We start from the raw sequence: 20,110 nt of genomic DNA on the forward strand, positions 1-20,110 counted from the left end.
AATGTGGCGGAATCCTATCTGTCCTACTGCAAGAAAAGAAAGAGGAGAGCTTCAAGGACAAGAATGCTTAAGCGCCGTATGATCAAGCTTCTTGAAAAGCTCCTCAGTCAAAGGGATGGGATCCATAGCGAGTACGGTGCTTTACTCCGATATACCCAGGATTACCATAAGCGTCTTTCCACCATCAGAAAGGTCCTTGTACAAGAAAAGGAAATGTTTGAAGGGCGGAAAGTCAGTGACCGCATCGTCAGCATTGACCGTCATTATGTACGTCCCATCGTCAGAGGCAAGGAAACCAAGTCCGTCGAGTTTGGTGCAAAGGTCAATAATATACAGATAGACGGCATATCGTTCATCGAACACCTATCGTTCAAGGCATTCAATGAGGGTATACGCTTGAAGGACTGTATCCGTATGCAGCAGAAGCTTATGAATGTAAGGGTAAGATGTGTGGCTGCCGATTCCATATATGCCAATAATGCCAACAGAAAGTTCTGTACAAAATATGGGATATCCACATCCTTTGTGCGCAAGGGAAGGGCGGCCAAAGATGAGCCTTTGAGGAAGGTGCTTAGAAGCGAACTCTCAAAAGAAAGGGCCACACGGCTTGAAGGAAGCTTCGGCACTCAGAAGCAACATTACTCGCTCTCAAGGATAAAGGCCAGAAACAGGAAGACGGAAATACTGTGGATTTTCTTTGGAATACATACGGCAAATGCCATACTGATGATAGAAAAAATCAGAAACAAAACAGCTAAAGCAGCATGATATGATGTTACTCACAGAATCAGAAGAGGTCATCAGACTTCTTCCGGAACGTCATGTCCTGTCGGATAGAATTATGTGAGAAAGCACCGAAAAATGGCAATAAGAATGGCATATGAAGTGGTCATGTCCTATCATCTTCATATGCCATCTTATTTTTTAGGGACATTTACTGAATATCCCTAAAAAATAAGAAGCCGTCCCGCTCCTGTGTTTCCACAAGTGCGGGACGGCTTTTTTGTTGTATTCATTTCCTCTTTTGTTTTGTTCTTCTTTCTTTTCAGGCGGACAGACCGCCTTTGTCGGAAGAATCCCCACTTTCTTCTTACAGGTTCTTTAATCCCTTCATTGCCATGCTATGCATTGAAGCGCTTAATTCAAGTAAGCCGAAAGCTCTGCAGCAGAGATGTTTTTGGCAATAATCACACCATTTTCATCCAGTAAATAGTTAGTAAATCCGCGACCTAAGCGATATTTCTTGAATAAGCCGGAGGACTCGCCTTTAGTTTCCACGAAACAGGTGGGCGTAACTATTTGGTCCTTACGAACGGTTTCCTTAAAAATAGACTGATACTCATCGAATGAGACGGAAACCATTTCTACATTTTCATTGCGGGAAGCGGAACGAAGCACATTGCTCAAACTCGCGTTTTGCATCCGGGAGTGCGCGTCATAACTTGCCCAAAAGCTAAGCAACACATATTTGCCTTTCATGTCCGAAAGTTCGGCTAACGGTTGCCCGGCAGACATAGATTGGATTTTGAAGTCCGGGGCTATGTCACCCACATTCAAACCGCCGGTCGGTTTGTCTTTTTCTACAAAAGAAGTCAAGGAACCAATTAGTAATACAACAAAAATCCATTTTACATATTTCATGTAACACGATTTTGGTTAATACTATCCGGGACTGTCCTTTTTGGCAGTGATTTCTTCCCGGAATGTCATCTTCTCAGACCTTGCAATGAGAGGAATTCATTGATACTCAAAGCCTTTAATTCTGAAATCGGGTGCAAAGGTAAGTAATTCTTAAAGAAACTTCCAAATAAACAAGCAATTTTCTCACTTTTTCAGTGCAATTTTTTATGTTATTTAGCATAAAAGGCGGGATTTTTCCTTACTTTTGTGGCTTGTTATCCTATTAATAGACAACTTATGAAACCATTAAGTACAGAACTTATCCTGATCCGCGTAACAGGTGAAGACCGTCCGGGACTGACGGCTTCGGTTACAGAAATTCTTGCCAAGTACGATGCAACCATCCTTGACATCGGACAAGCCGACATCCATAACACCCTGTCGTTAGGTATTTTATGTAAGACGGAAGAACAACATTCCGGCTTTATCATGAAAGAGTTGCTTTTCAAGGCATCGTCTTTGGGTGTCACCATCCGCTTCTACCCTATTACAGCAAAAGAATATGAAGACTGGGTGAGCATGCAGGGCAAGAACCGTTACATTCTCACGTTGCTCGGACGTAAGTTGTCTGCCCGTCAGATTTCGGCGGTGACCCGTATTTTGGCGGAGCAAGGAATGAACATTGATGCCATCAAACGTCTTACGGGGCGTATTCCGTTGGACGAATGCGATACAAAGACGCGTGCCTGCATTGAATTTTCCGTACGAGGCACCCCTAAAGACCGTATAGGCATGCAAGAAGAACTGATGCGGCTGGCCAGTGAGCTGGAAATGGATTTCTCTTTCCAGTTGGATAATATGTATCGCCGTATGCGCCGCCTTATCTGTTTTGATATGGACTCCACATTGATAGAGACCGAAGTTATCGACGAACTGGCCATTCGTGCAGGTGTCGGCGAGCAGGTAAAGGCTATCACGGAACGTGCCATGCGGGGAGAAATAGACTTTACGGAGAGCTTCCGCGAGCGGGTGGCATTATTGAAAGGGTTGGACGAATCTGTCATGCAGGAGATTGCCGAGAACCTGCCTATTACGGAGGGGGTCGACCGACTGATGTATGTTCTGAAGAAATATGGTTATAAAATAGCTATTCTTTCAGGTGGTTTCACTTACTTCGGACATTATCTCCAGCAGAAATACGGCATTGACTATGTATATGCCAATGAACTGGAAATAGAGAATGGCAAACTGACCGGACGTTATCTCGGCGATGTAGTGGACGGCAAACGCAAAGCGGAACTACTGCGTCTGATAGCGCAGGTTGAGAAAGTGGATATAGCACAGACCATTGCAGTAGGTGACGGAGCCAATGACTTGCCGATGCTGGGGATAGCCGGATTGGGCATTGCTTTTCATGCCAAGCCTAAAGTCGTGGCAAATGCCAAGCAGTCCATTAATACCATCGGCTTGGACGGAGTGCTTTATTTCTTGGGATTCAAGGATTCCTATATAGATATTCCGCGGTAAAATAAGTCCGTACGATAAAATTCACAGGCTCCTGCGATAATTAATTATCATAGGAGCCTGTTTTTTAAGCGAGCTTATTTTGTTCTGCCCCCGGTTTGCATTATCTTTGCAGCAAATATAAAGAAATACATGAAGTTTTCTGAACTAAATTTAAATGACAATGTGCTTGAAGCACTGGACGCAATGCGCTTTGACGAGTGCACTCCGATACAAGAAAAATCAATACCTGTTATACTCGAAGGCCGGGATTTGATAGCTGTTGCACAAACCGGGACCGGAAAAACAGCCGCCTATCTGTTACCTATATTGAACAAGCTTTCGGAAGGCGGGCATCCCGAAGATTCCATCAACTGTATAGTAATGGCCCCTACACGGGAACTGGCTCAGCAGATAGACCAGCAGATGGAAGGTTTCTCCTATTTCATGCCGGTGAGCAGCGTGGCCGTGTACGGCGGTAATGACGGAGTGCTTTTCGAGCAGCAAAAAAAAGGCCTGACTTTGGGAGCGGATGTTGTAATCGCTACTCCGGGACGTCTGATAGCTCATCTCAGTCTGGGATATGTAGACCTTTCACGCGTCTCCTATTTCATTTTGGATGAAGCAGACCGTATGCTCGATATGGGATTTTATGATGACATTATGCAGATTGTGAAATTCCTGCCTAAGGAGCGTCAGACCATTATGTTCTCGGCCACAATGCCGGCAAAGATACAACAGTTGGCAAAGAGCATTCTGAACAATCCGGCGGAAGTGAAACTTGCTGTTTCCAAACCTGCCGAGAAAATCGTACAGGCTGCTTATATATGCTATGAAAACCAGAAGCTGGGCATTATCCGCAGTCTTTTTGCCGAGCAGACACCCGAACGTGTCATTATCTTCGCTTCTTCCAAGTTGAAGGTGAAAGAGGTGGCCAAAGCCCTGAAGCAAATGAAGCTGAACGTTGGGGAAATGCACTCCGACCTTGAGCAGGCGCAGCGTGAGGAAGTAATGTACGAGTTCAAGGCGGGACGAATCAATATTCTGGTTGCCACCGATATTGTGGCGCGCGGTATCGATATAGATGACATCCGTTTGGTTATCAATTATGATGTGCCGCATGACAGTGAAGATTACGTGCACCGCATCGGACGTACGGCACGTGCCAACAATGACGGTGTAGCCCTTACTTTCGTCAATGAAAAGGAACAGACGAATTTCAAGAGCATAGAGAATTTCCTGGAAAAAGAAATCTATAAGATACCTGTGCCGGAAGAGTTGGGTGAAGCTCCCGAATACAAGCCGCGTTCCAATGACGGACGCAAACGCAGCAGCTTTAAAGGCGGCGGACGCCGGAACAACGGAACCGGCAAAGGCGGCAACAGAAATAATAACAAACGCAGGGACGGCAGCAAAAAGCCCACTCAGGCAAAGAAGCAGGAATAAGTAAAAAGCGGAATTTATTCCGCTTTTTTTATGTCCATCCGATTATCGAATCCGATGGTAATATCTGCCAGACTATATACGGAGCTTTCCGGCACGCGTAAGGTTGCCTGATATTGGTAGCCTTTATTATCAACTCCCATAAAATTCATATCGGCAAGAATCATCTGACTCAGAATATCTTCGGGAAAGATGCCGGCAAATGCCTTCTTGGTAATGTCTTTGCCATACAACATTCGTCTGCCCTCATACACGCAAATATGTATGACATTGTCATAATAGACATTGTCCACGCTGATGCCACCCTCTGAATAGGATGAGCGGACGACTTTCATTGTCGAAGGGTTGACGTACACATATCCCCGGTAGCGTGTGCCTTTGTACATCACTACGCTGTCCTTTTTCACCACTTCCGTAGTGGGTATGACTTCCACTTCCTTGTTTTCAAAGGCGAGTATATCCTCCGGATTTTCCGATTTATGCAGTTTTATAATCTCATCTGCCAATGAATGAAACCAGAAGCTGTATTCTGTCTGTCGGTCAATCTTGTAAGTCACGGTATGATTGCCGTACACATACATCGTATCTCGTATAATCTTGAATGATACGGGGATATTCTGAGGATCGGCATAGTATATGGTATCTCCTTCTATACGCATCAGGGGCAGTTCGGTTTCATCATTTATCCAGACACCCTGAAGCAGAGCCTTGGCCATAGCGTCTTCTTCGACTGTTTTTTGCTCTTTACCATTACCGCATGCAGCCAACGCTATGACGCAGCACAACTCTATTACGAGTTTTTTCATGTCTATCTCCTTCCTTTATTTACCTATACAGTGGTAGGTAAATCCAAGTTCTTCTATTTCTTTCTTTTCGTAGATATTACGACCGTCCAGTAACACCGGGGTTCTCATGGCTTTTTTGATAACGACCCATGACGGCAGGCGGAATTCTTTCCATTCCGTCACCAGCATCAAGGCATCCGCATCGAGTGCGGCATCGTACATATCGGTGGCATAGCAGACGTTGTCGCCTATCCTGCGGCGGCACTCCGTCATGGCAGCCGGATCGTACACACGCACTTTACAACCGGCATTCAGCAACTTGTCAATCAGAATCAGCGAAGGCGCCTCGCGCATGTCGTCTGTTTCCGGCTTGAAAGCCAATCCCCACAAGGCAATTGTCTTATCGTGCAAATCGCCGTTGAAGTGCCGTTGCAGTTTTTCAAACAAGATGCTTTTCTGCTTTTCATTGACTTCCTCTACAGCCTGGAGCACACGCATCCGGTAACCGTTCTGTTCGGCGGTCTTGATTAATGCCTTTACGTCTTTCGGGAAGCACGAACCGCCATATCCGATGCCCGGATAGAGGAACTTACGGCCGATACGCGTATCGGAACCGATGCCGCTGCGTACCATATTGACGTCGGCTCCCACCAGCTCGCACAGGTTGGCAATGTCGTTCATGAAGCTGATGCGGGTGGCAAGCATGGAGTTGGCTGCGTATTTGGTCATTTCGGCAGACGGAATATCCATGAAGATAACGCGGAAGTTGTTCAGCAGAAACGGTTTGTAGAGTTTGCTCATCAGTTTCTTTGCACGTTCGGACTCCACTCCCACCACTACCCGGTCGGGGCTCATGAAGTCTGCTACCGCATTTCCTTCTTTCAGGAATTCGGGATTGGAAGCTACATCGAAGTCTATCTGTACTCCCCGCTTATCCAATTCGTCCTGGATAGCCATGCGCACCTTTCCGGCGGTGCCTACGGGCACGGTGCTTTTGGTTACCACCAATACATATTTCGTCATGTTACGCCCGATGGTACGCGCCACTTCAAGCACATAACTCAGGTCTGCACTGCCATCCTCGTCGGGCGGAGTACCCACGGCGCTGAATATAACATCCACTTCGTTCAGGCAACTTTCCAGAGAAGTCGTGAATTGCAGGCGTCCTGCTTTCGCGTTCCGGTTTACCATTTCCTCCAATCCGTTTTCATAGATTGGGATAATACCCTGCTTCAATGCTTCTATCTTTTCGCTGTTTGTGTCGACGCAAATGACATTGACACCTATTTCAGCAAAACAAGTACCGGTTACCAAACCGACGTACCCCGTACCGACAATGGCTATCTTCATATCTTATTCAAAATATTCCGCATCTTTGAAAGATACGGCATGTCCGTCTTTCTCCGATAATATGAACTGAGATTCCGCAACCGGCCAGTCGATGCCTATGGTTTCATCATTGAAGCGAATCGATGCTTCCGCCTGCGGAGCATAACCGTTATCTACTTTGTAGGTAAAGATTGCCTCTTCGCTCAGTACCAGAAAGCCATGGGCAAAACCGCGGGGAATAAAGAACTGACGCTTGTTCTCTTCGCTCAGTTCCACGCTGACGTACTTGCCGAACGTAGGAGAAGAACGGCGTAAATCGACCGCAACATCCAAAACTTTACCTTTTATGACACGTACCAGTTTCGCCTGGCTGTATTCGCCTTTCTGATAATGCAACCCGCGCAGTACGCCGAAAGAGGATTTTGATTCGTTGTCCTGTACGAAATGTACATCGCCGATATTGGCACGGAATTCTTCTTCCTTAAAGGCTTCCATGAAGTAGCCGCGTGCATCATTGAACACTTTCGGTTCGATGATCCATACGCCGTCAATTTCTGTCTGTATGTAGTTCATTGCTTTAGAATGTTTTATGTATTTTCATTTGAAATCCGAAGTTGTCTCCGTATATATCTCCCATGTCCAAAGCGAGAGAGGCGTTGAAGTTCCAGCCTTTCCATCTTTCGGGAGAATAAGAGAACGAGGCATAGGCCGAAAAGTTCTCCAGAATATCCAGTGTGGGAGCACCGGGAGTACCCCATGTTCTGTTGTGGCTCATTTTGGCTATGTAGCTCCATTCGGAAGTTATTTGTCCGCTCCAGCCGATGTGCAGCGCTTTTATGCGGTTGTACTTGAACGTCATGTCACCGTCCCGGTTATAGATAGGCGAAGCAATCAACGGATTGGCTATCATCATGCCCCAATGCGTCCAGCCGGGGTAAAGACCGTTGTTGTAATAGTTGTCGGAACCGCCGGTCTTGTGTACGGGACCTTCTTCTGGTTCGTGCAAGCCGTGCAGCGGACCACTCATATTGGTGGTCTGCAGGAACTCGAACACAACCGCATTGACGGGCTTGAAGTTGTTGAAGTTCATTTCAAGTCCCCACAATCCGTCCCAACCGTTCTGCTTGCCCATGGCGGAGAAGTCGTCGAAATGATTGCACAGGTATGCGCTGATAGAGAATTTATCGGAACGGTGGGTCAGCTTTACCTGTTCGCTGCCCAGGAAGTTGCCCTGATAGAAATTGCTGTCGTTCCAAGGTTTGTCTTCACCGCCGGAGCCGGGGATAAATACTCTGAAATAATCTTTCAGCGTATTGCCCAGATTTACCGTGCTGCCGTCCGCATTCACCAGCGTTCCGCCGAATTGCGTATCGAGCGTCATGCCGATGTCGAGCTGCCATTTTCCGTTGGGCACACCGACGCGGACAAATCCTTCTTTATGATGATATTTGATGTCTTTTGTGTACCAATGCCCTGCTCCTACCTTCCGTTCCTGATATTTGTTATCGGTGAACCATCCGTAAGAGATTTCACCTTTAATGGCGAAACGCGGAAGGACATACAAGTACTCGGGGATGCCTATCATTATTTGCGGAATCGGCCTCGCGTTGCCCGACCATGTCATGTCACCGCTACTCAAAGCGTTATTCAGCAATGGAGCGCCTTTCTCGCGGCTTCCGGCAAAAATTCCCAGCCACTTGTAACGTGCATCTATATAGGCCTGCTGGATAAAAATATCCTTGTCGCCCTTGAAGTTCATGCCCACGGCTGCTACCATGTCCAGCTTTTCTTCGAACTTCCACTTGCCGAGCCGGTGTTTGTAGCCCAGTCCGCCCCGTATATACGTATTGTCGTAAATAGAGCCGAGCCCCTGTTGGTTGCTCACTTGCCACAAAGGAATATTGTCGCCCGTGTGCACGGTGGCTCCGTATTCCACAAAAGGCGAAACCTGTGCCGTTGCCATACCGCTACCTGCAAGAATAATGGCCAACAAACAGATGGGAATACGCATTACGGCAAATAGTCTGTATTTGATTAAGTGCTGACAGTTATCTGTGTTCATTATCGAATATATAATATAGTTTATAGTCCTGATTAAAGAGAAACGTAGAAAACGGTGCAAAAGTAGGAAAAAAATCTAATATATCGGTCATGGGCGATAAAGGAGTTTCCAAAGTTTGCCGTGTTTATAAATTCTTAGTAAGAAAAGCAGCCCGAAAGTGGCATATATCCGATAAAACCGCTACTTTTGTAGCATGATTGAATTAGCACAGCACATAGAAGCATTATTATTGGAGAATGATTGTGTCATTGTTCCGGGGTTGGGCGGATTTGTCGCTCACTACACTCCGGCAATGAGAGTGGCGGAAGAAAATACGTTTTTGCCCCCTACCCGCATCATCGGCTTCAATCCGCAACTGAAGATGAACGACGGGCTGTTGGTGCAATCCTACATGGCTGTGTATGATACGGATTTTTCCGATGCCACCAGGATTGTAGGCAAATCGGTGAAAGAACTGCTGGCTCTTCTTCATGAGAATGGAAAAGCAGATTTGCCCAATATCGGCGAATTGCGCTATAACATTCATGATTCCTACGATTTCACACCTTACGATGATAAGCTTACTACTCCTTACTTATACGGGCTTGGCAGTTTTGAAATGCAGGAACTGACAGTCTTGCACAAGCCCTGCCGGAACGGAAGCAAGACTATTCCTTTCGCACCGGTTGTCCGGGAAGAAAAGAAGCGTAAGTATGGGATGCGAATCAACACTTCTTATCTGGCGAATGCCGTTGCCATGATTGCCGTTGCGGCTCTGTTCTTTTTTCTTCCCGCACCCGTAGAAAACACCGAAGTGATGGAAGCCAACTATGCGCGGCTGCTGCCCGGTGATTTGTTCGGGCAGATAGAAAAGCAGTCATTGGCCATCACTCCGATTGTCATCCATCAGCAGGAGACGGGTAAAAAGGCGAAAACCACCCGTAGCGCCGGCAAGAAACCGATTGCTCCCGTTGCCGTAAAAGAAGTAAAAGTCCGTCAGCAGGCTGCAACAATTGCGGCTCAGCCTAAAGCAGCGCCTACAGTTGCCGCTCCTGCCGTTCAAGCCGTAAAGACACCTTATCATATTATCATAGCCAGCGTGGGTTCTGAAAAAGACGCCGACGCCATGGCGCAGCAGTTGGTTGCCAAAGGTTATGCAGGAGCTAAAGCGATTATCGGTGACGGCAAAATGCGCGTCAGCATTCAGTCCTGTGCCACGGAGAAAGAGGCATACCGCGCTTTGAACCTGATTCGCCAGAATGAAGCATACAAGAGTGCCTGGGTTCTGAAAAGATAATTTTCTTCACAGTCAATCATTAATCATCAACTATTCCGACAATTCAATGAAACGTATCCGTTGCCCCAAATGTGAGAACTATCTGACTTTCGACGAAACAAAATATACGGAAGGCCAATCCCTGGTGTTTGTCTGCGAGAACTGCAAGAAGCAGTTCAGCATACGTTTGGGCAAGACAAAGATGAAAGCTCCGCAGAAAGAGGAGAATCCGGACGAAACCGAATACAAGGAAGCATTCGGAAGCATTACGGTCATTGAGAATGTTTTCGGATTCAAGCAGGTACTGCCGCTACAGGAGGGAGACAATAAAATCGGCCGCCGCTGCGTAGGGACGGTTGTCAATGTCCCGATAGAAACCTCGGACATGAGCATGGACCGTACGCACTGCATTATCAATGTGAAGCGCAACAAGCAAGGCAACCTTGTCTATACCCTGCGCGACGCCCCCAGCCTGACGGGTACTTTCCTGAACAATGAAATTCTGGGTGATAAAGACCGTATCCGCATTGAGGACGGAGCCATTGTAACCATCGGCGCCACCACTTTTATTCTTCGGGCGGCGGAGTAAAGAGATTGCCTTTCCGGTTTATCCACCAATAGCGTATAAACAATACTCCGGTGAAGATGAGCGCAAGCGACAGCCCGGTATAGAACACCGAAATAAACGCGTCCGGCAATATATGGAACGAGCGCATCGTAATGCCGAACGTTATCATGAAGACCATTATAATCCAGCCTTTTACGTCAAAGAAAGAAAAAGGGCAGTTCTTCTCTTTCTTCTTTTCTCCGATACGTTTGGTGTGCTTGTAATAAAGCCTTTTGAAAACAAACAAAAAGAAGAGAAGGAACACGACTGTGGCCTCTCCTATCTTGAAAAGCCAGTATTGGGAATCTGTCAGCCATGTCATTATTCCTATCCTGAGGATATTGACCCCGGCTATAATCCATACCACTCCGGCGGTAATAAGCAATACTTTTCTGTTTACTCCGTATTTCATGTTTCTGTTTTGTATAATTCTGCTGATACAGGGAACAAAGATAATGAAAATATGTTCGTAAATTCATATTGTGTACCTTGCTGGCGGTCAGTTGTATGCATGTACCAATAAATTTCTTTGCTTGGTACTGTCCGTACCACAGCTTGGTACGAGAAGTACCTTACTAAGGTACGGCGCGTACCACTGCATGGTACAAGAGCTACCAACGGTTGGTATTCCTTGTACCACCTGCCGGTAGTTGAGGTATCCTGTGGTGGAATGCTGGCTACCCTGCGGTGGAATACCGACAAAGTGCTTACCAGTCGTATTCCTCGGTGTACCGGTCGAACTGTATCTCCTCTTTCCAGCCATGCTTCCGGCATACCTGACGGATGCACTCCTGCTGCTTCGGAGTAAGCCCCAGCTTCTGGTTGCGATACCGGTAATAGGGCGAATGGTTGAATATGGCTTCCAGATTGAGGTGAATGGCACGGGAGATGCGTGCGGGCATATCATCGTAAAGCTTCTTGAAGCCCCATGCCACCCGTATTTTCTTGTTGCTGCGGAAGTGCGGGCACTCCTTCCCTGCCGCCGGATAGCAGAGGGGGTTGATGACGGACAGCCGGATGTTTTGCGCCGTGGTGTACTGTGTCATACTGTGCCGCAGGCAGTTTTCGGCTTTCGGGCATCGGGTGTTGAAGCACAATGTGTATTGGGCTGCTTGATTGTTTAAGTCGGAGTTGTTTTCCATTAGTTATCAGAATTTTGATGAATATCGCTTTATCCGGTAAAGATACGCGAAAAAATCCGGCCGGCACCATATAACGGCTGTTTTATTGGGTAGGACGAGCATAAAAAAAACAAGGCAAAGCCGAAGCCCTGCCCTGTTTCCTTTTGTCATACCGGTTCTTTATCAGAGAATGCTTTTTACTGTTTCCAGCATACCCTTCTCCTGGATAGAGTTCAGGAAGCCGGTTACCATATCCGTCAGTCCCGGAATGGCGTTCAAGTCTCCGTGCTCGCCCCAGATGAGGTCTTTGGCTGCCAATACGCCTTCCGCTACCTTGCGGGTATCGCCTGTTGCCCAAAGGTCTTTCAGCAGTTGCATGATTTCGGGAGCGTCGTTCGGGGTGATTTCAGCGCCGTCGGCACGTACGCCGCCCTTGTAATATGTGATGATGGCGGCAAGACCGAGTACGAGGCCTTTCGGAAGTTCGCCCTTGCGTTCCAGATAAGTCTTCAAGCCCGGCAGGTCGCGGGTTTGGTATTTCGGGAAGGAATTCAGCATGATGCTGGTTACCTGGTGCTCTACGTAAGGATTGTCGAAACGTTCCAATACATCGGCTGCGAACTTCTTCAGTTCGTCCATAGGCAGATTCAGTGTCTGCATCAGTTCGTCGAACTGTACTTTACGGACATACTTGCCGATAACGGGATGGTTGCAGGCATCGCGCACGATGTTTACGCCGCTCAGGTAAGCCACCGGAGAAAGCACGGTGTGAGGACCGTTCAGCAAAGTAACCTTTCTTTCGTGGTAAGGGGCTTCGGACTTCACGAAGAGTACGTTCAATCCCGCCTTGTTTGCAGGGAATTCCTCTGCCAACTGGCGGAGAGAGAGGTTTTCGGCTGCCTCGATAACCCACAGGTGGAAGATTTCGGCCTGTACAACCAGGTTGTCGGCATAACAGATTTTCTTCTGAATCTGCGCAATCTCCTTGCGCGGGAAGCCCGGAACGATGCGGTCTACCAGTGTGGCGCATACATAGCAGTACTTTGTAAACCAGGTCTTGAACTTCTCGTAATCTGCGCCGAAGTCGTCTTTCCACAGTTCGATGTACTGGTAGATACATTCTTTCAGGTGATGTCCGTTCAGGAAAATCAATTCGCAAGGCATGATGATAAGACCTTTGCTCTTGTCGCCCTTGAACGTCTTGAAGCGGCGGAACAGCAACTGGGTCAGCTTGCCCGGATAAGAAGATGCGGGGGCGTCGCTGAACTTGCAGTTCGGGTCGAACGCAATGCCGGCTTCCGTGGTGTTGGAGATAACGAAACGGATTTCGGGCTGGTCGGCAAGCGCCATGAATGCAGAGTTCTGAGAATAGGGATTCAATGCGCGGCTGATGCAGTCGATACGCGTGAGGCTGTTTACCGCTTCACCGTTCAAACGGCCCTGCAGGTTGACATGGTAAAGGCAATCCTGGCCGTTCAGCCATTCCGCCATTCCTTTTTCGATAGGCTGAACCACTACAACACTGCCGTTGAAGTCGGTCTTTTGGTTCATGTTGTAAACAATCCAGTCTACAAATGCACGAAGGAAGTTACCTTCGCCGAACTGGATGATTCGTTCGGGAGCAACGGACTTGGGAGCCGTCTGTTTGTTTAATGCTTTCATCTTGAAAATGATTTTAATTATGATTGTTGGATTATGATTGATAGTCTTTCTTATATATGCAGGATTATTCAAACTCAAAATAGAAGTCGATGTTTTCCTTCATCAGGATGTCGATAGGCATATATTTTACGGCTGTGACTGGCTTCTTGAATACCACGTGATTGCACAGCGCTTTGATGCCGCAATAACCTTGCAGTCCCGGCCGCTGCCCGATGAGATAGTTCACTTCGCCGTTTTTCAGGTATTCCACATTCTTCTGAAGCAGGTCGTAGCCGACCAGTGCATCCAGCTTCAGGTTCTTTTTCTGCAAGTAGTCCGCCACTTGATACACGCGTGAGTTGAACACGACCCCTAAAGTGGCTTTGGGATGTCCGGAGAAGAAAGCATCCAGCACTTCCTCGTTGGCAGCGGTGTCTTCCTTGTGGAGAACGACATCGTGTATAGTCAGGTTCTTGTGCTCGGCCGCAAGATACTGCATAAAGCCTTCCAGGCGACGTTGCATCTGCACCTCGGCGGGACTGTTCTTCTGATTGTTCAGGAAAAGTGCCAGCTCCTGCCCTTCCCGGTAGCGGCGCATCAGTATTTTGGCGGCAATGTATCCGCTGACTTTGGAGTCCTGGCCTATATAGCATAGCGCATGAGTCTGCTCCATATTGAAGTCGATGAAGGCATAAGGTATCTTTTTATCTTCCAGATACGATGTCAGCTTCAGGGTATCATCCTGAAAATTCGGAGCTATCAACACCCCGTCGGCAACAACGGATTGAAGTTGCGCACATGCCGTTTCATAGGACGCTTTATCCGCATGGCTGTAAAAAAGATAGTCCACCCCTACGTTGAACGGCCGCAGCTCTTGCGCGGCACGGTCTATGCCCGCCGCAACGGAGTGCCAGTAATCATGCTCTATATAATAAGGTATGATACATACTATATGGTAGCGCTTCTTTGCCGCCAGGCCTATGGCAAACATGTTGGGATGATAATCAATTTCATCGAGGACTTTTTGAACCTTATCTCTGCTTGCACGGGATACGTCGCCCCGGTTATGAAGCACGCGGTCTACGGTTCCGGCAGAGACGCCGGCCATGCGTGCAATGTCTTTGATCGTATAGTTCTTGTTTTCCATTTTCTTCTACCCTAAGGCGTTTAAAGGTCTTACGTTTAAAACTTAAATATTATAAATATTTGCCGCAAAGATACGAATTATTTTGTTTCTCCAAGTAAAATTTCTACTTTTGTGTTCGATAACGGTTAATAAAAGCAAAAAGCGTTATCGAGCCTATTAGCTTTACAATCAATACTATATAGGTGTAACGACAAGAAAGTAAAATTTTTAGATACTTAAAACACAAGAAGATGAAAAACTTTATGGATGAAAACTTCCTGTTGCAGACTGAAACCGCTCAGAAGTTGTACCACGAACATGCGGCTAAAATGCCGATTATCGACTATCACTGTCATTTAATTCCACAAATGGTAGCAGACGACTACCAATTCAAGTCACTGACGGAAATCTGGCTGGGCGGCGACCACTACAAGTGGCGTGCCATGCGTACCAACGGTGTGGACGAACGTTTCTGTACCGGCAAGGACACCACCGATTGGGAAAAGTTTGAGAAATGGGCGGAAACCGTACCTTATACTCTCCGCAATCCTTTGTATCACTGGACGCACCTGGAACTGAAGACGGCATTCGGCATCGACAAGATTCTGAATCCCAAGACCGCACGTGAAATCTACGACGAATGTAACGAGAAACTGAAACAACCCGAATATTCTGCCCGCGGCATGATGCGCCGTTATCACGTGGAAACCGTTTGTACTACGGACGACCCCATTGACTCGCTGGAATATCATATCAAGACCCGTGAGAGCGGATTTGAGATAAAGATGCTTCCTACCTGGCGTCCCGACAAGGCGATGGCGGTGGAAGTTCCCGACGATTTCCGTGCTTACGTAGAGAAGCTGGCGGAAGTAAGCGGTGTGACTATTTCTACTTTCGACGATATGATTGCTGCTTTGCGCAAGCGTCATGACTTCTTCGCCGCTCAGGGATGCAAACTGTCCGACCACGGCATCGAAGAATTCTATGCGGAAGACTATACGGATGCGGAAATTAAAGCAATCTTCAATAAGGTATATGGCGGTACTGCACTGACTAAGGAAGAAATCCTGAAGTTCAAGTCGGCTATGCTGGTTGCCTTTGGCGAGATGGATTGGGAAAAGGGCTGGACACAGCAATTCCACTACGGAGCTATCCGCAACAACAACAGCAAGATGTTCAAACTGCTCGGCCCGGACACCGGTTTCGACTCTATCGGCGAGTTTACAACCGCCAAGGCGATGGCTAAATTCCTCGACCGTCTGAATTCGGAAGGCAAGCTGGCAAAGACCATTCTGTATAACCTGAATCCATGTGCCAATGAGGTAATCGCTACCATGCTGGGTAACTTCCAGGACGGTACTGTTGCCGGCAAGATTCAATTCGGTTCGGGATGGTGGTTCCTCGACCAGAAAGACGGTATGGAAAAACAGATGAATGCACTCTCCGTACTCGGCCTGCTGAGCCGTTTCGTAGGTATGCTGACAGACTCGCGTTCTTTCCTCTCCTATCCGCGTCATGAATACTTCCGCCGCACGTTGTGTAACCTCGTAGGCCGTGATGTGGAAAACGGTGAAATTCCCGTTTCCGAAATGGAACGCGTCAATCAGATGATTGAGGACATCAGTTATTACAACGCCAAGAAGTTCTTCCAGTTCTAAAGACGGGAATGAGATAATTAAAAATCAGCCCTTCCATGCTTGATACCTTATGACAAGCGTGGAAGGGCTTTTTATTGGATACCGCTGAATTAAGCTTTCCTGTACAACAGCTACCTTACAGGAGATATTCCATTATATCCGTGATGTTTTTTAACCGGATGAAGTTGGGATGCGCAATATCCCCATCATGGGTTTCATACTGCCAGGTGACGTGGTAAGGAATGTGGGCGGCATATCCGCCCAGCTCCAAAACCGGCAGTATGTCCGACTTGACGGAGTTTCCCAACATCAGGAAATTCTGCGGAGCACATTCCACAGTGGTAAGGAGTTTCCGATAATCGGCTTCTTTCTTGTCACTCATTATCTCGATGTGGCAGAAGTAGTGCATCAATCCCGACTCCCGGACTTTTCTTCTTTGGTCGAACAGGTCTCCTTTGGTCGCCAGTACCAGCCTGTATTTTCCTTGCAGGCGGAGCAGCACCTCTTCCACCCCGTTCAGAAGCGTTACGGGTCTTTGCAGAAGCTCCTGCCCCAGCCTGACGATTTCTTTCACGCAATGCATGTTACCTTCTCCTCCGGTAATCCGGCAGGCTGTTTCAATCATGCTGAGCATCATGCTTTTCAAGCCGTAGCCATACATGTGCAGGTTTTTCATCTCTGTCTTGAACAGTTCCTGCGAAACGGCACTCTGCGGTTGGTATGCTTTCAGTAAATCACAGAACTGATGCTCAAACTCCTGAAAATAAACCTCGTTTTCCCAAAGGGTATCGTCTGCATCGAATGCTACTACTTCTATTTTATCTTTCATACGTTGTCCGTTTTATTGTTATTGAGTATATTTGCTGCAAATATAAGTAATTAAAACATAACTATTAATCAGTAAAGGATGACTCAATCACCCCAAACTAATGCCAAAGGTTTCAGCAAAGCCTTTTGGGTAAGCAACACAGTAGAACTTTTTGAACGCATGGCATATTATGCCGTATTTATTGTTCTTACCATTTATCTGTCCAATATTTTAGGTTTTAACGATTTTGAAGCAAGTATGATTTCCGGCCTGTTTTCGGGCGGACTGTATCTGCTTCCCATTTTTACCGGAGCTTATGCCGACAAGATAGGTTTCCGTAAATCAATGATTATCGCATTTTCCTTACTGTCTGCAGGATATTTGGGTCTGGGCGTGCTGCCTACACTGCTGGAAGCTGCCGGACTGGTGGAATATGGCGAAGTAACGCGCTTTTCAGGGCTGGCCGACAGTAGCGAACGGTGGATGATTGTTCCCGTTTTGTTTGTCATCATGCTCGGCGGTTCGTTCATCAAATCTATCATATCCGCATCGGTTGCGAAAGAAACCACCGAAGCAACCCGCGCCCGTGGTTATTCAATCTTTTATATGATGGTGAACTTCGGTGCTTTTACCGGAAAGACCATTATCGACCCCTTGCGCAACGCTATCGGTGAGCAGGCCTATATCTATATCAACTTCTTCTCTGCCACAATGACTATTCTGGCGTTGCTGTCCGTTGTCCTTCTGTATAAATCGGCACATACGGCAGGCGAAGGTAAAAGCATGCGCGAAATAGGCCAAGGCTTCCTGCGCATCATCACCAACTGGCGTTTATTGATTCTTATCCTTATCGTAACTGGATTCTGGATGGTGCAGCAACAATTATATGCCACAATGCCCAAGTATGTTATCCGTATGGCGGGCGAAACGGCCAAGCCGGGCTGGATAGCTAATGTAAATCCTTTTGTTGTGGTTTGCTGTGTAAGTTTCATCACCAGGTGGATGGCAAAGCGTACGGCTATTACATCCATGAACATCGGTATGTTCCTGATTCCTGTTTCCGCATTGCTGATGGCGTGTGGAAACCTACTGGGCAACGAGATTATTTCCGGCATGAGCAATATTACATTGATGATGATACTCGGTATTGTAGTTCAAGCTTTGGCGGAATGCTTTATTTCTCCGCGCTATCTGGAATATTTCTCTTTACAGGCTCCTGAGGGAGAAGAAGGCATGTATCTCGGATTCAGCCATCTCCATTCTTTCCTATCCTCTATTTTCGGTTTTGGCATAGCGGGTGTATTGCTTACCAAATATTGTCCCGACCCGGCTTTATTTGCAACCCGGGAAGCTTGGGAAGCTGCCAGCGCCAATGCGCATTACATCTGGTATTACTTTGCGGGAATAGGATTGGTGGCTGCCATAGCGTTGCTGATTTTTGCCAAAACCACCGAATCCATCGACAAAAAGAAGAAAGTATAATCTTTTATATTGCATATTTTCGCTATATTTGTCGCCCGATGTAAAGACAGGTCGCATCCGGCATAAATTAAGCATGCTTAATTCTGTCCTCATGGCACTGTCTTTGAGGGGTGTCGAGATACACTTGATGATTTTTTAGGCACGGATTACACGGATTTCACGGAAAAAAGAATAAAGAAAATCTGTGCTTTCCATGTAATCCGTGCCTAAAAAGAAACAAATAATAAGCGAATTTTAACATACCCTCTTTTTAATTAAGGAGATTAGAATGAAAGTAAGATTTATAAGCCTTGCAAGTGGTAGCAGTGGCAATTGCTATTATATAGGCACAGAAAAATACGGAATACTTATTGATGCCGGTATCGCTGTCCGTACCATAAAAAAAGGATTAAAAGAGGCAGGTATCAACATGGAAATGATACGTGCGGTGTTTGTTACCCATGACCATGCCGACCATATAAAAGCGGTAGGCGGATTGGGAGAAAAACTGAATATACCTATTTATACAACGGCACGCATTCACGAAGGTATTAATAAGAGTTATTGCATGACGGAGAAGTTGCATTCATCCGTCCGCTATCTGGAGAAACAACAGCCTATGCAACTGGAAGATTTCCGTATCGAATCTTTTGAAGTTCCTCATGACGGTACGGACAATGTGGGATATTGCATCGAGATAGACGGAAAGGTATTCTCTTTTCTTACCGACCTTGGAGAAATAACTCCTACCGCAGCACATTATATCTGCAAAGCCAACTATTTGATACTGGAAGCCAATTACGATGATGAAATGCTGCGTATGGGTACTTATCCCCAATACCTGAAAGAGCGCATAACCGGTCGTACCGGACACATGAGTAACATTGATACCGCAGAATTCCTTGCAGAAAATTTCACAGAACATCTGCAATACATCTGGCTTTGCCATCTAAGTAAAGATAACAATCACCCGGAACTGGCCTATAAAACTGTTGAATGGAAATTAAGAGAAAAAGGTATCATCGTAGGTAAAGACGTACAACTCTGCGCTTTAAAGAGAACTACGCCTTCCGAACTATATGAGTTTGAATAAAAATATGCCGATTTCATCGAAAAAAACTCCTGGAATTGTTTGCAAAATAAAATAAAAGGACTACCTTTGCACCCGCAAATGAGACATTAGCGATGCACTCTTAGCTCAGTTGGTAGAGCAACTGACTCTTAATCAGTGGGTCCAGGGTTCGAATCCCTGAGGGTGTACGAATAAAAAAAAGTAAATTGAAGAAAAAGCTCCAAAAATCAATGATTTTTGGAGCTTTTTCTTTTATGAATCTCTACAAAATGAAAACCGTTTATCTTTCATGATATTTTATAAATTCCGACTAAACAAAATGTAATTTTACTATATTATAAAAACAGCTTTGCTTATCAGTTTCACGTTAATTCATTTATAACATGCAGTGAAAATGTTCGGGTCAGCGGATTTTCGGGTCAGCGGATTTTCCCGGTTGGCAAGCTTTCTTTTAAGCGTATAGCCTAGCCAGTCTGAACATGAAGAATTTCAGATCAGCCACCCCTCTTAACTGGCTTCGAAAAGCTTTGATTTTAGCATTGAACGACTCCGCTGAAGCATTTGTCAATCGTTCTTCAAAATAATTTATGATGGTCGTACTATGGTTTGAAAAGGTATCAAGTACCTTGTTGAACTCCAT

19 protein-coding genes and 1 tRNA gene are annotated in these 20,110 nt (G+C 46.4%); 9 read left to right on the plus strand and 11 right to left on the minus strand.

Annotated features, from left to right (window positions below):
• The coding region (locus H8S52_RS18040) for a transposase (protein WP_186910333.1) at positions 1-768 on the plus strand (768 nt) is incomplete at its 5' end.
• A gap of 369 nt (positions 769-1,137) precedes the next feature.
• On the opposite strand, the gene H8S52_RS18045 is transcribed toward H8S52_RS18040, so the two are convergent.
• On the minus strand, positions 1,138-1,641 hold the full coding sequence (locus H8S52_RS18045) for a thioredoxin family protein (protein ID WP_005654168.1): 504 nt from the start codon (positions 1,639-1,641) through the stop codon (positions 1,138-1,140).
• Positions 1,642-1,917: 276 nt separating this feature from the next.
• Between H8S52_RS18045 and serB the strand changes: the two genes are divergently transcribed.
• Both serB and H8S52_RS18055 read left to right on the plus strand, forming a co-directional pair.
• Positions 1,918-3,147: a phosphoserine phosphatase SerB gene (serB, locus tag H8S52_RS18050; protein WP_005654165.1), complete on the plus strand. Its 1,230-nt coding sequence runs from the start codon at positions 1,918-1,920 to the stop codon at positions 3,145-3,147.
• A 129-nt stretch (positions 3,148-3,276) separates the two neighbouring features.
• Positions 3,277-4,569: a DEAD/DEAH box helicase gene (locus H8S52_RS18055; RefSeq protein ID WP_186910334.1), complete on the plus strand. Its 1,293-nt coding sequence runs from the start codon at positions 3,277-3,279 to the stop codon at positions 4,567-4,569.
• A 14-nt stretch (positions 4,570-4,583) separates the two neighbouring features.
• Here H8S52_RS18055 and H8S52_RS18060 read toward each other — a convergent pair whose 3' ends face one another.
• Genes H8S52_RS18060 through H8S52_RS18075 form a run of 4 tightly spaced genes read right to left on the minus strand, consistent with a single transcriptional unit; the run spans position 4,584 to position 8,691 of the window.
• A complete protein-coding gene (locus H8S52_RS18060) occupies positions 4,584-5,372 on the minus strand; it encodes a DUF4738 domain-containing protein (RefSeq protein WP_117907449.1) in 789 nt (262 codons plus the stop codon).
• 15 nt (positions 5,373-5,387) lie between these two features.
• Entirely contained in the window at positions 5,388-6,701 is a 1,314-nt protein-coding gene (locus H8S52_RS18065; protein ID WP_186910335.1) for a UDP-glucose/GDP-mannose dehydrogenase family protein, read from the minus strand.
• 3 nt (positions 6,702-6,704) lie between these two features.
• On the minus strand, positions 6,705-7,253 hold the full coding sequence (gene rfbC, locus H8S52_RS18070; RefSeq protein ID WP_005654157.1) for a dTDP-4-dehydrorhamnose 3,5-epimerase: 549 nt from the start codon (positions 7,251-7,253) through the stop codon (positions 6,705-6,707).
• Between the two features lie 4 nt (positions 7,254-7,257).
• Positions 7,258-8,691 carry a capsule assembly Wzi family protein gene (locus H8S52_RS18075; RefSeq protein ID WP_117986094.1) on the minus strand — a complete coding sequence of 478 codons (1,434 nt, stop codon included), beginning with the start codon at positions 8,689-8,691 and terminating at the stop codon, positions 7,258-7,260.
• Between the two features lie 244 nt (positions 8,692-8,935).
• Here H8S52_RS18075 and H8S52_RS18080 point away from each other — a divergent pair, with 244 nt between their 5' ends.
• Both H8S52_RS18080 and H8S52_RS18085 read left to right on the plus strand, forming a co-directional pair.
• On the plus strand, positions 8,936-10,018 hold the full coding sequence (locus tag H8S52_RS18080) for an SPOR domain-containing protein (RefSeq protein WP_186910336.1): 1,083 nt from the start codon (positions 8,936-8,938) through the stop codon (positions 10,016-10,018).
• A gap of 46 nt (positions 10,019-10,064) precedes the next feature.
• On the plus strand, positions 10,065-10,586 hold the full coding sequence (locus H8S52_RS18085; RefSeq protein WP_022104363.1) for an FHA domain-containing protein: 522 nt from the start codon (positions 10,065-10,067) through the stop codon (positions 10,584-10,586).
• Here H8S52_RS18085 and H8S52_RS18090 read toward each other — a convergent pair.
• From H8S52_RS18090 to H8S52_RS18105, 4 genes are all read right to left on the minus strand, one after another.
• On the minus strand, positions 10,564-11,016 hold the full coding sequence (locus H8S52_RS18090; protein WP_117742447.1) for a hypothetical protein: 453 nt from the start codon (positions 11,014-11,016) through the stop codon (positions 10,564-10,566). The two genes, H8S52_RS18085 and H8S52_RS18090, sit on opposite strands and share 23 nt — an antisense overlap.
• A 295-nt stretch (positions 11,017-11,311) precedes the next feature.
• Positions 11,312-11,746, minus strand: a complete 435-nt coding sequence (locus H8S52_RS18095) for a DUF6078 family protein (RefSeq protein WP_005654145.1) — start codon at positions 11,744-11,746, stop codon at positions 11,312-11,314.
• A 162-nt stretch (positions 11,747-11,908) separates the two neighbouring features.
• Complete coding sequence (locus tag H8S52_RS18100; RefSeq protein WP_022104364.1) at positions 11,909-13,387, minus strand: tagaturonate reductase; 1,479 nt, start codon at positions 13,385-13,387, stop codon at positions 11,909-11,911.
• Between the two features lie 64 nt (positions 13,388-13,451).
• Positions 13,452-14,513, minus strand: a complete 1,062-nt coding sequence (locus tag H8S52_RS18105) for a substrate-binding domain-containing protein (protein ID WP_117955927.1) — start codon at positions 14,511-14,513, stop codon at positions 13,452-13,454.
• A gap of 230 nt (positions 14,514-14,743) precedes the next feature.
• Between H8S52_RS18105 and uxaC the strand changes: the two genes are divergently transcribed.
• A complete protein-coding gene (uxaC, locus tag H8S52_RS18110; RefSeq protein WP_186910337.1) occupies positions 14,744-16,150 on the plus strand; it encodes a glucuronate isomerase in 1,407 nt (468 codons plus the stop codon).
• Positions 16,151-16,265: 115 nt separating this feature from the next.
• Here uxaC and H8S52_RS18115 read toward each other — a convergent pair whose 3' ends face one another.
• Complete coding sequence (locus tag H8S52_RS18115) at positions 16,266-16,958, minus strand: HAD family hydrolase (protein ID WP_186910338.1); 693 nt, start codon at positions 16,956-16,958, stop codon at positions 16,266-16,268.
• Between the two features lie 78 nt (positions 16,959-17,036).
• On the opposite strand from H8S52_RS18115, the gene H8S52_RS18120 reads away from it, so the two are divergent.
• From H8S52_RS18120 to H8S52_RS18130, 3 genes are all read left to right on the plus strand, one after another.
• The gene (locus H8S52_RS18120) at positions 17,037-18,419 is read left to right on the plus strand and encodes a peptide MFS transporter (protein WP_016662617.1); all 1,383 of its coding nucleotides are present in this window, start codon (positions 17,037-17,039) and stop codon (positions 18,417-18,419) included.
• A gap of 268 nt (positions 18,420-18,687) precedes the next feature.
• Positions 18,688-19,491, plus strand: a complete 804-nt coding sequence (locus H8S52_RS18125; RefSeq protein WP_005654138.1) for an MBL fold metallo-hydrolase — start codon at positions 18,688-18,690, stop codon at positions 19,489-19,491.
• Positions 19,492-19,585: 94 nt separating this feature from the next.
• Positions 19,586-19,658 (plus strand) — tRNA-Lys (locus tag H8S52_RS18130).
• Positions 19,659-19,921: 263 nt separating this feature from the next.
• On the opposite strand, the gene H8S52_RS18135 is transcribed toward H8S52_RS18130, so the two are convergent.
• Positions 19,922-20,110: transposase (locus tag H8S52_RS18135; protein ID WP_032935031.1), on the minus strand; the 189-nt coding region annotated here is incomplete at its 5' end.

This window comes from Bacteroides sp. NSJ-48 (assembly GCF_014287405.1).
GTDB lineage: Bacteria > Bacteroidota > Bacteroidia > Bacteroidales > Bacteroidaceae > Bacteroides > Bacteroides stercoris.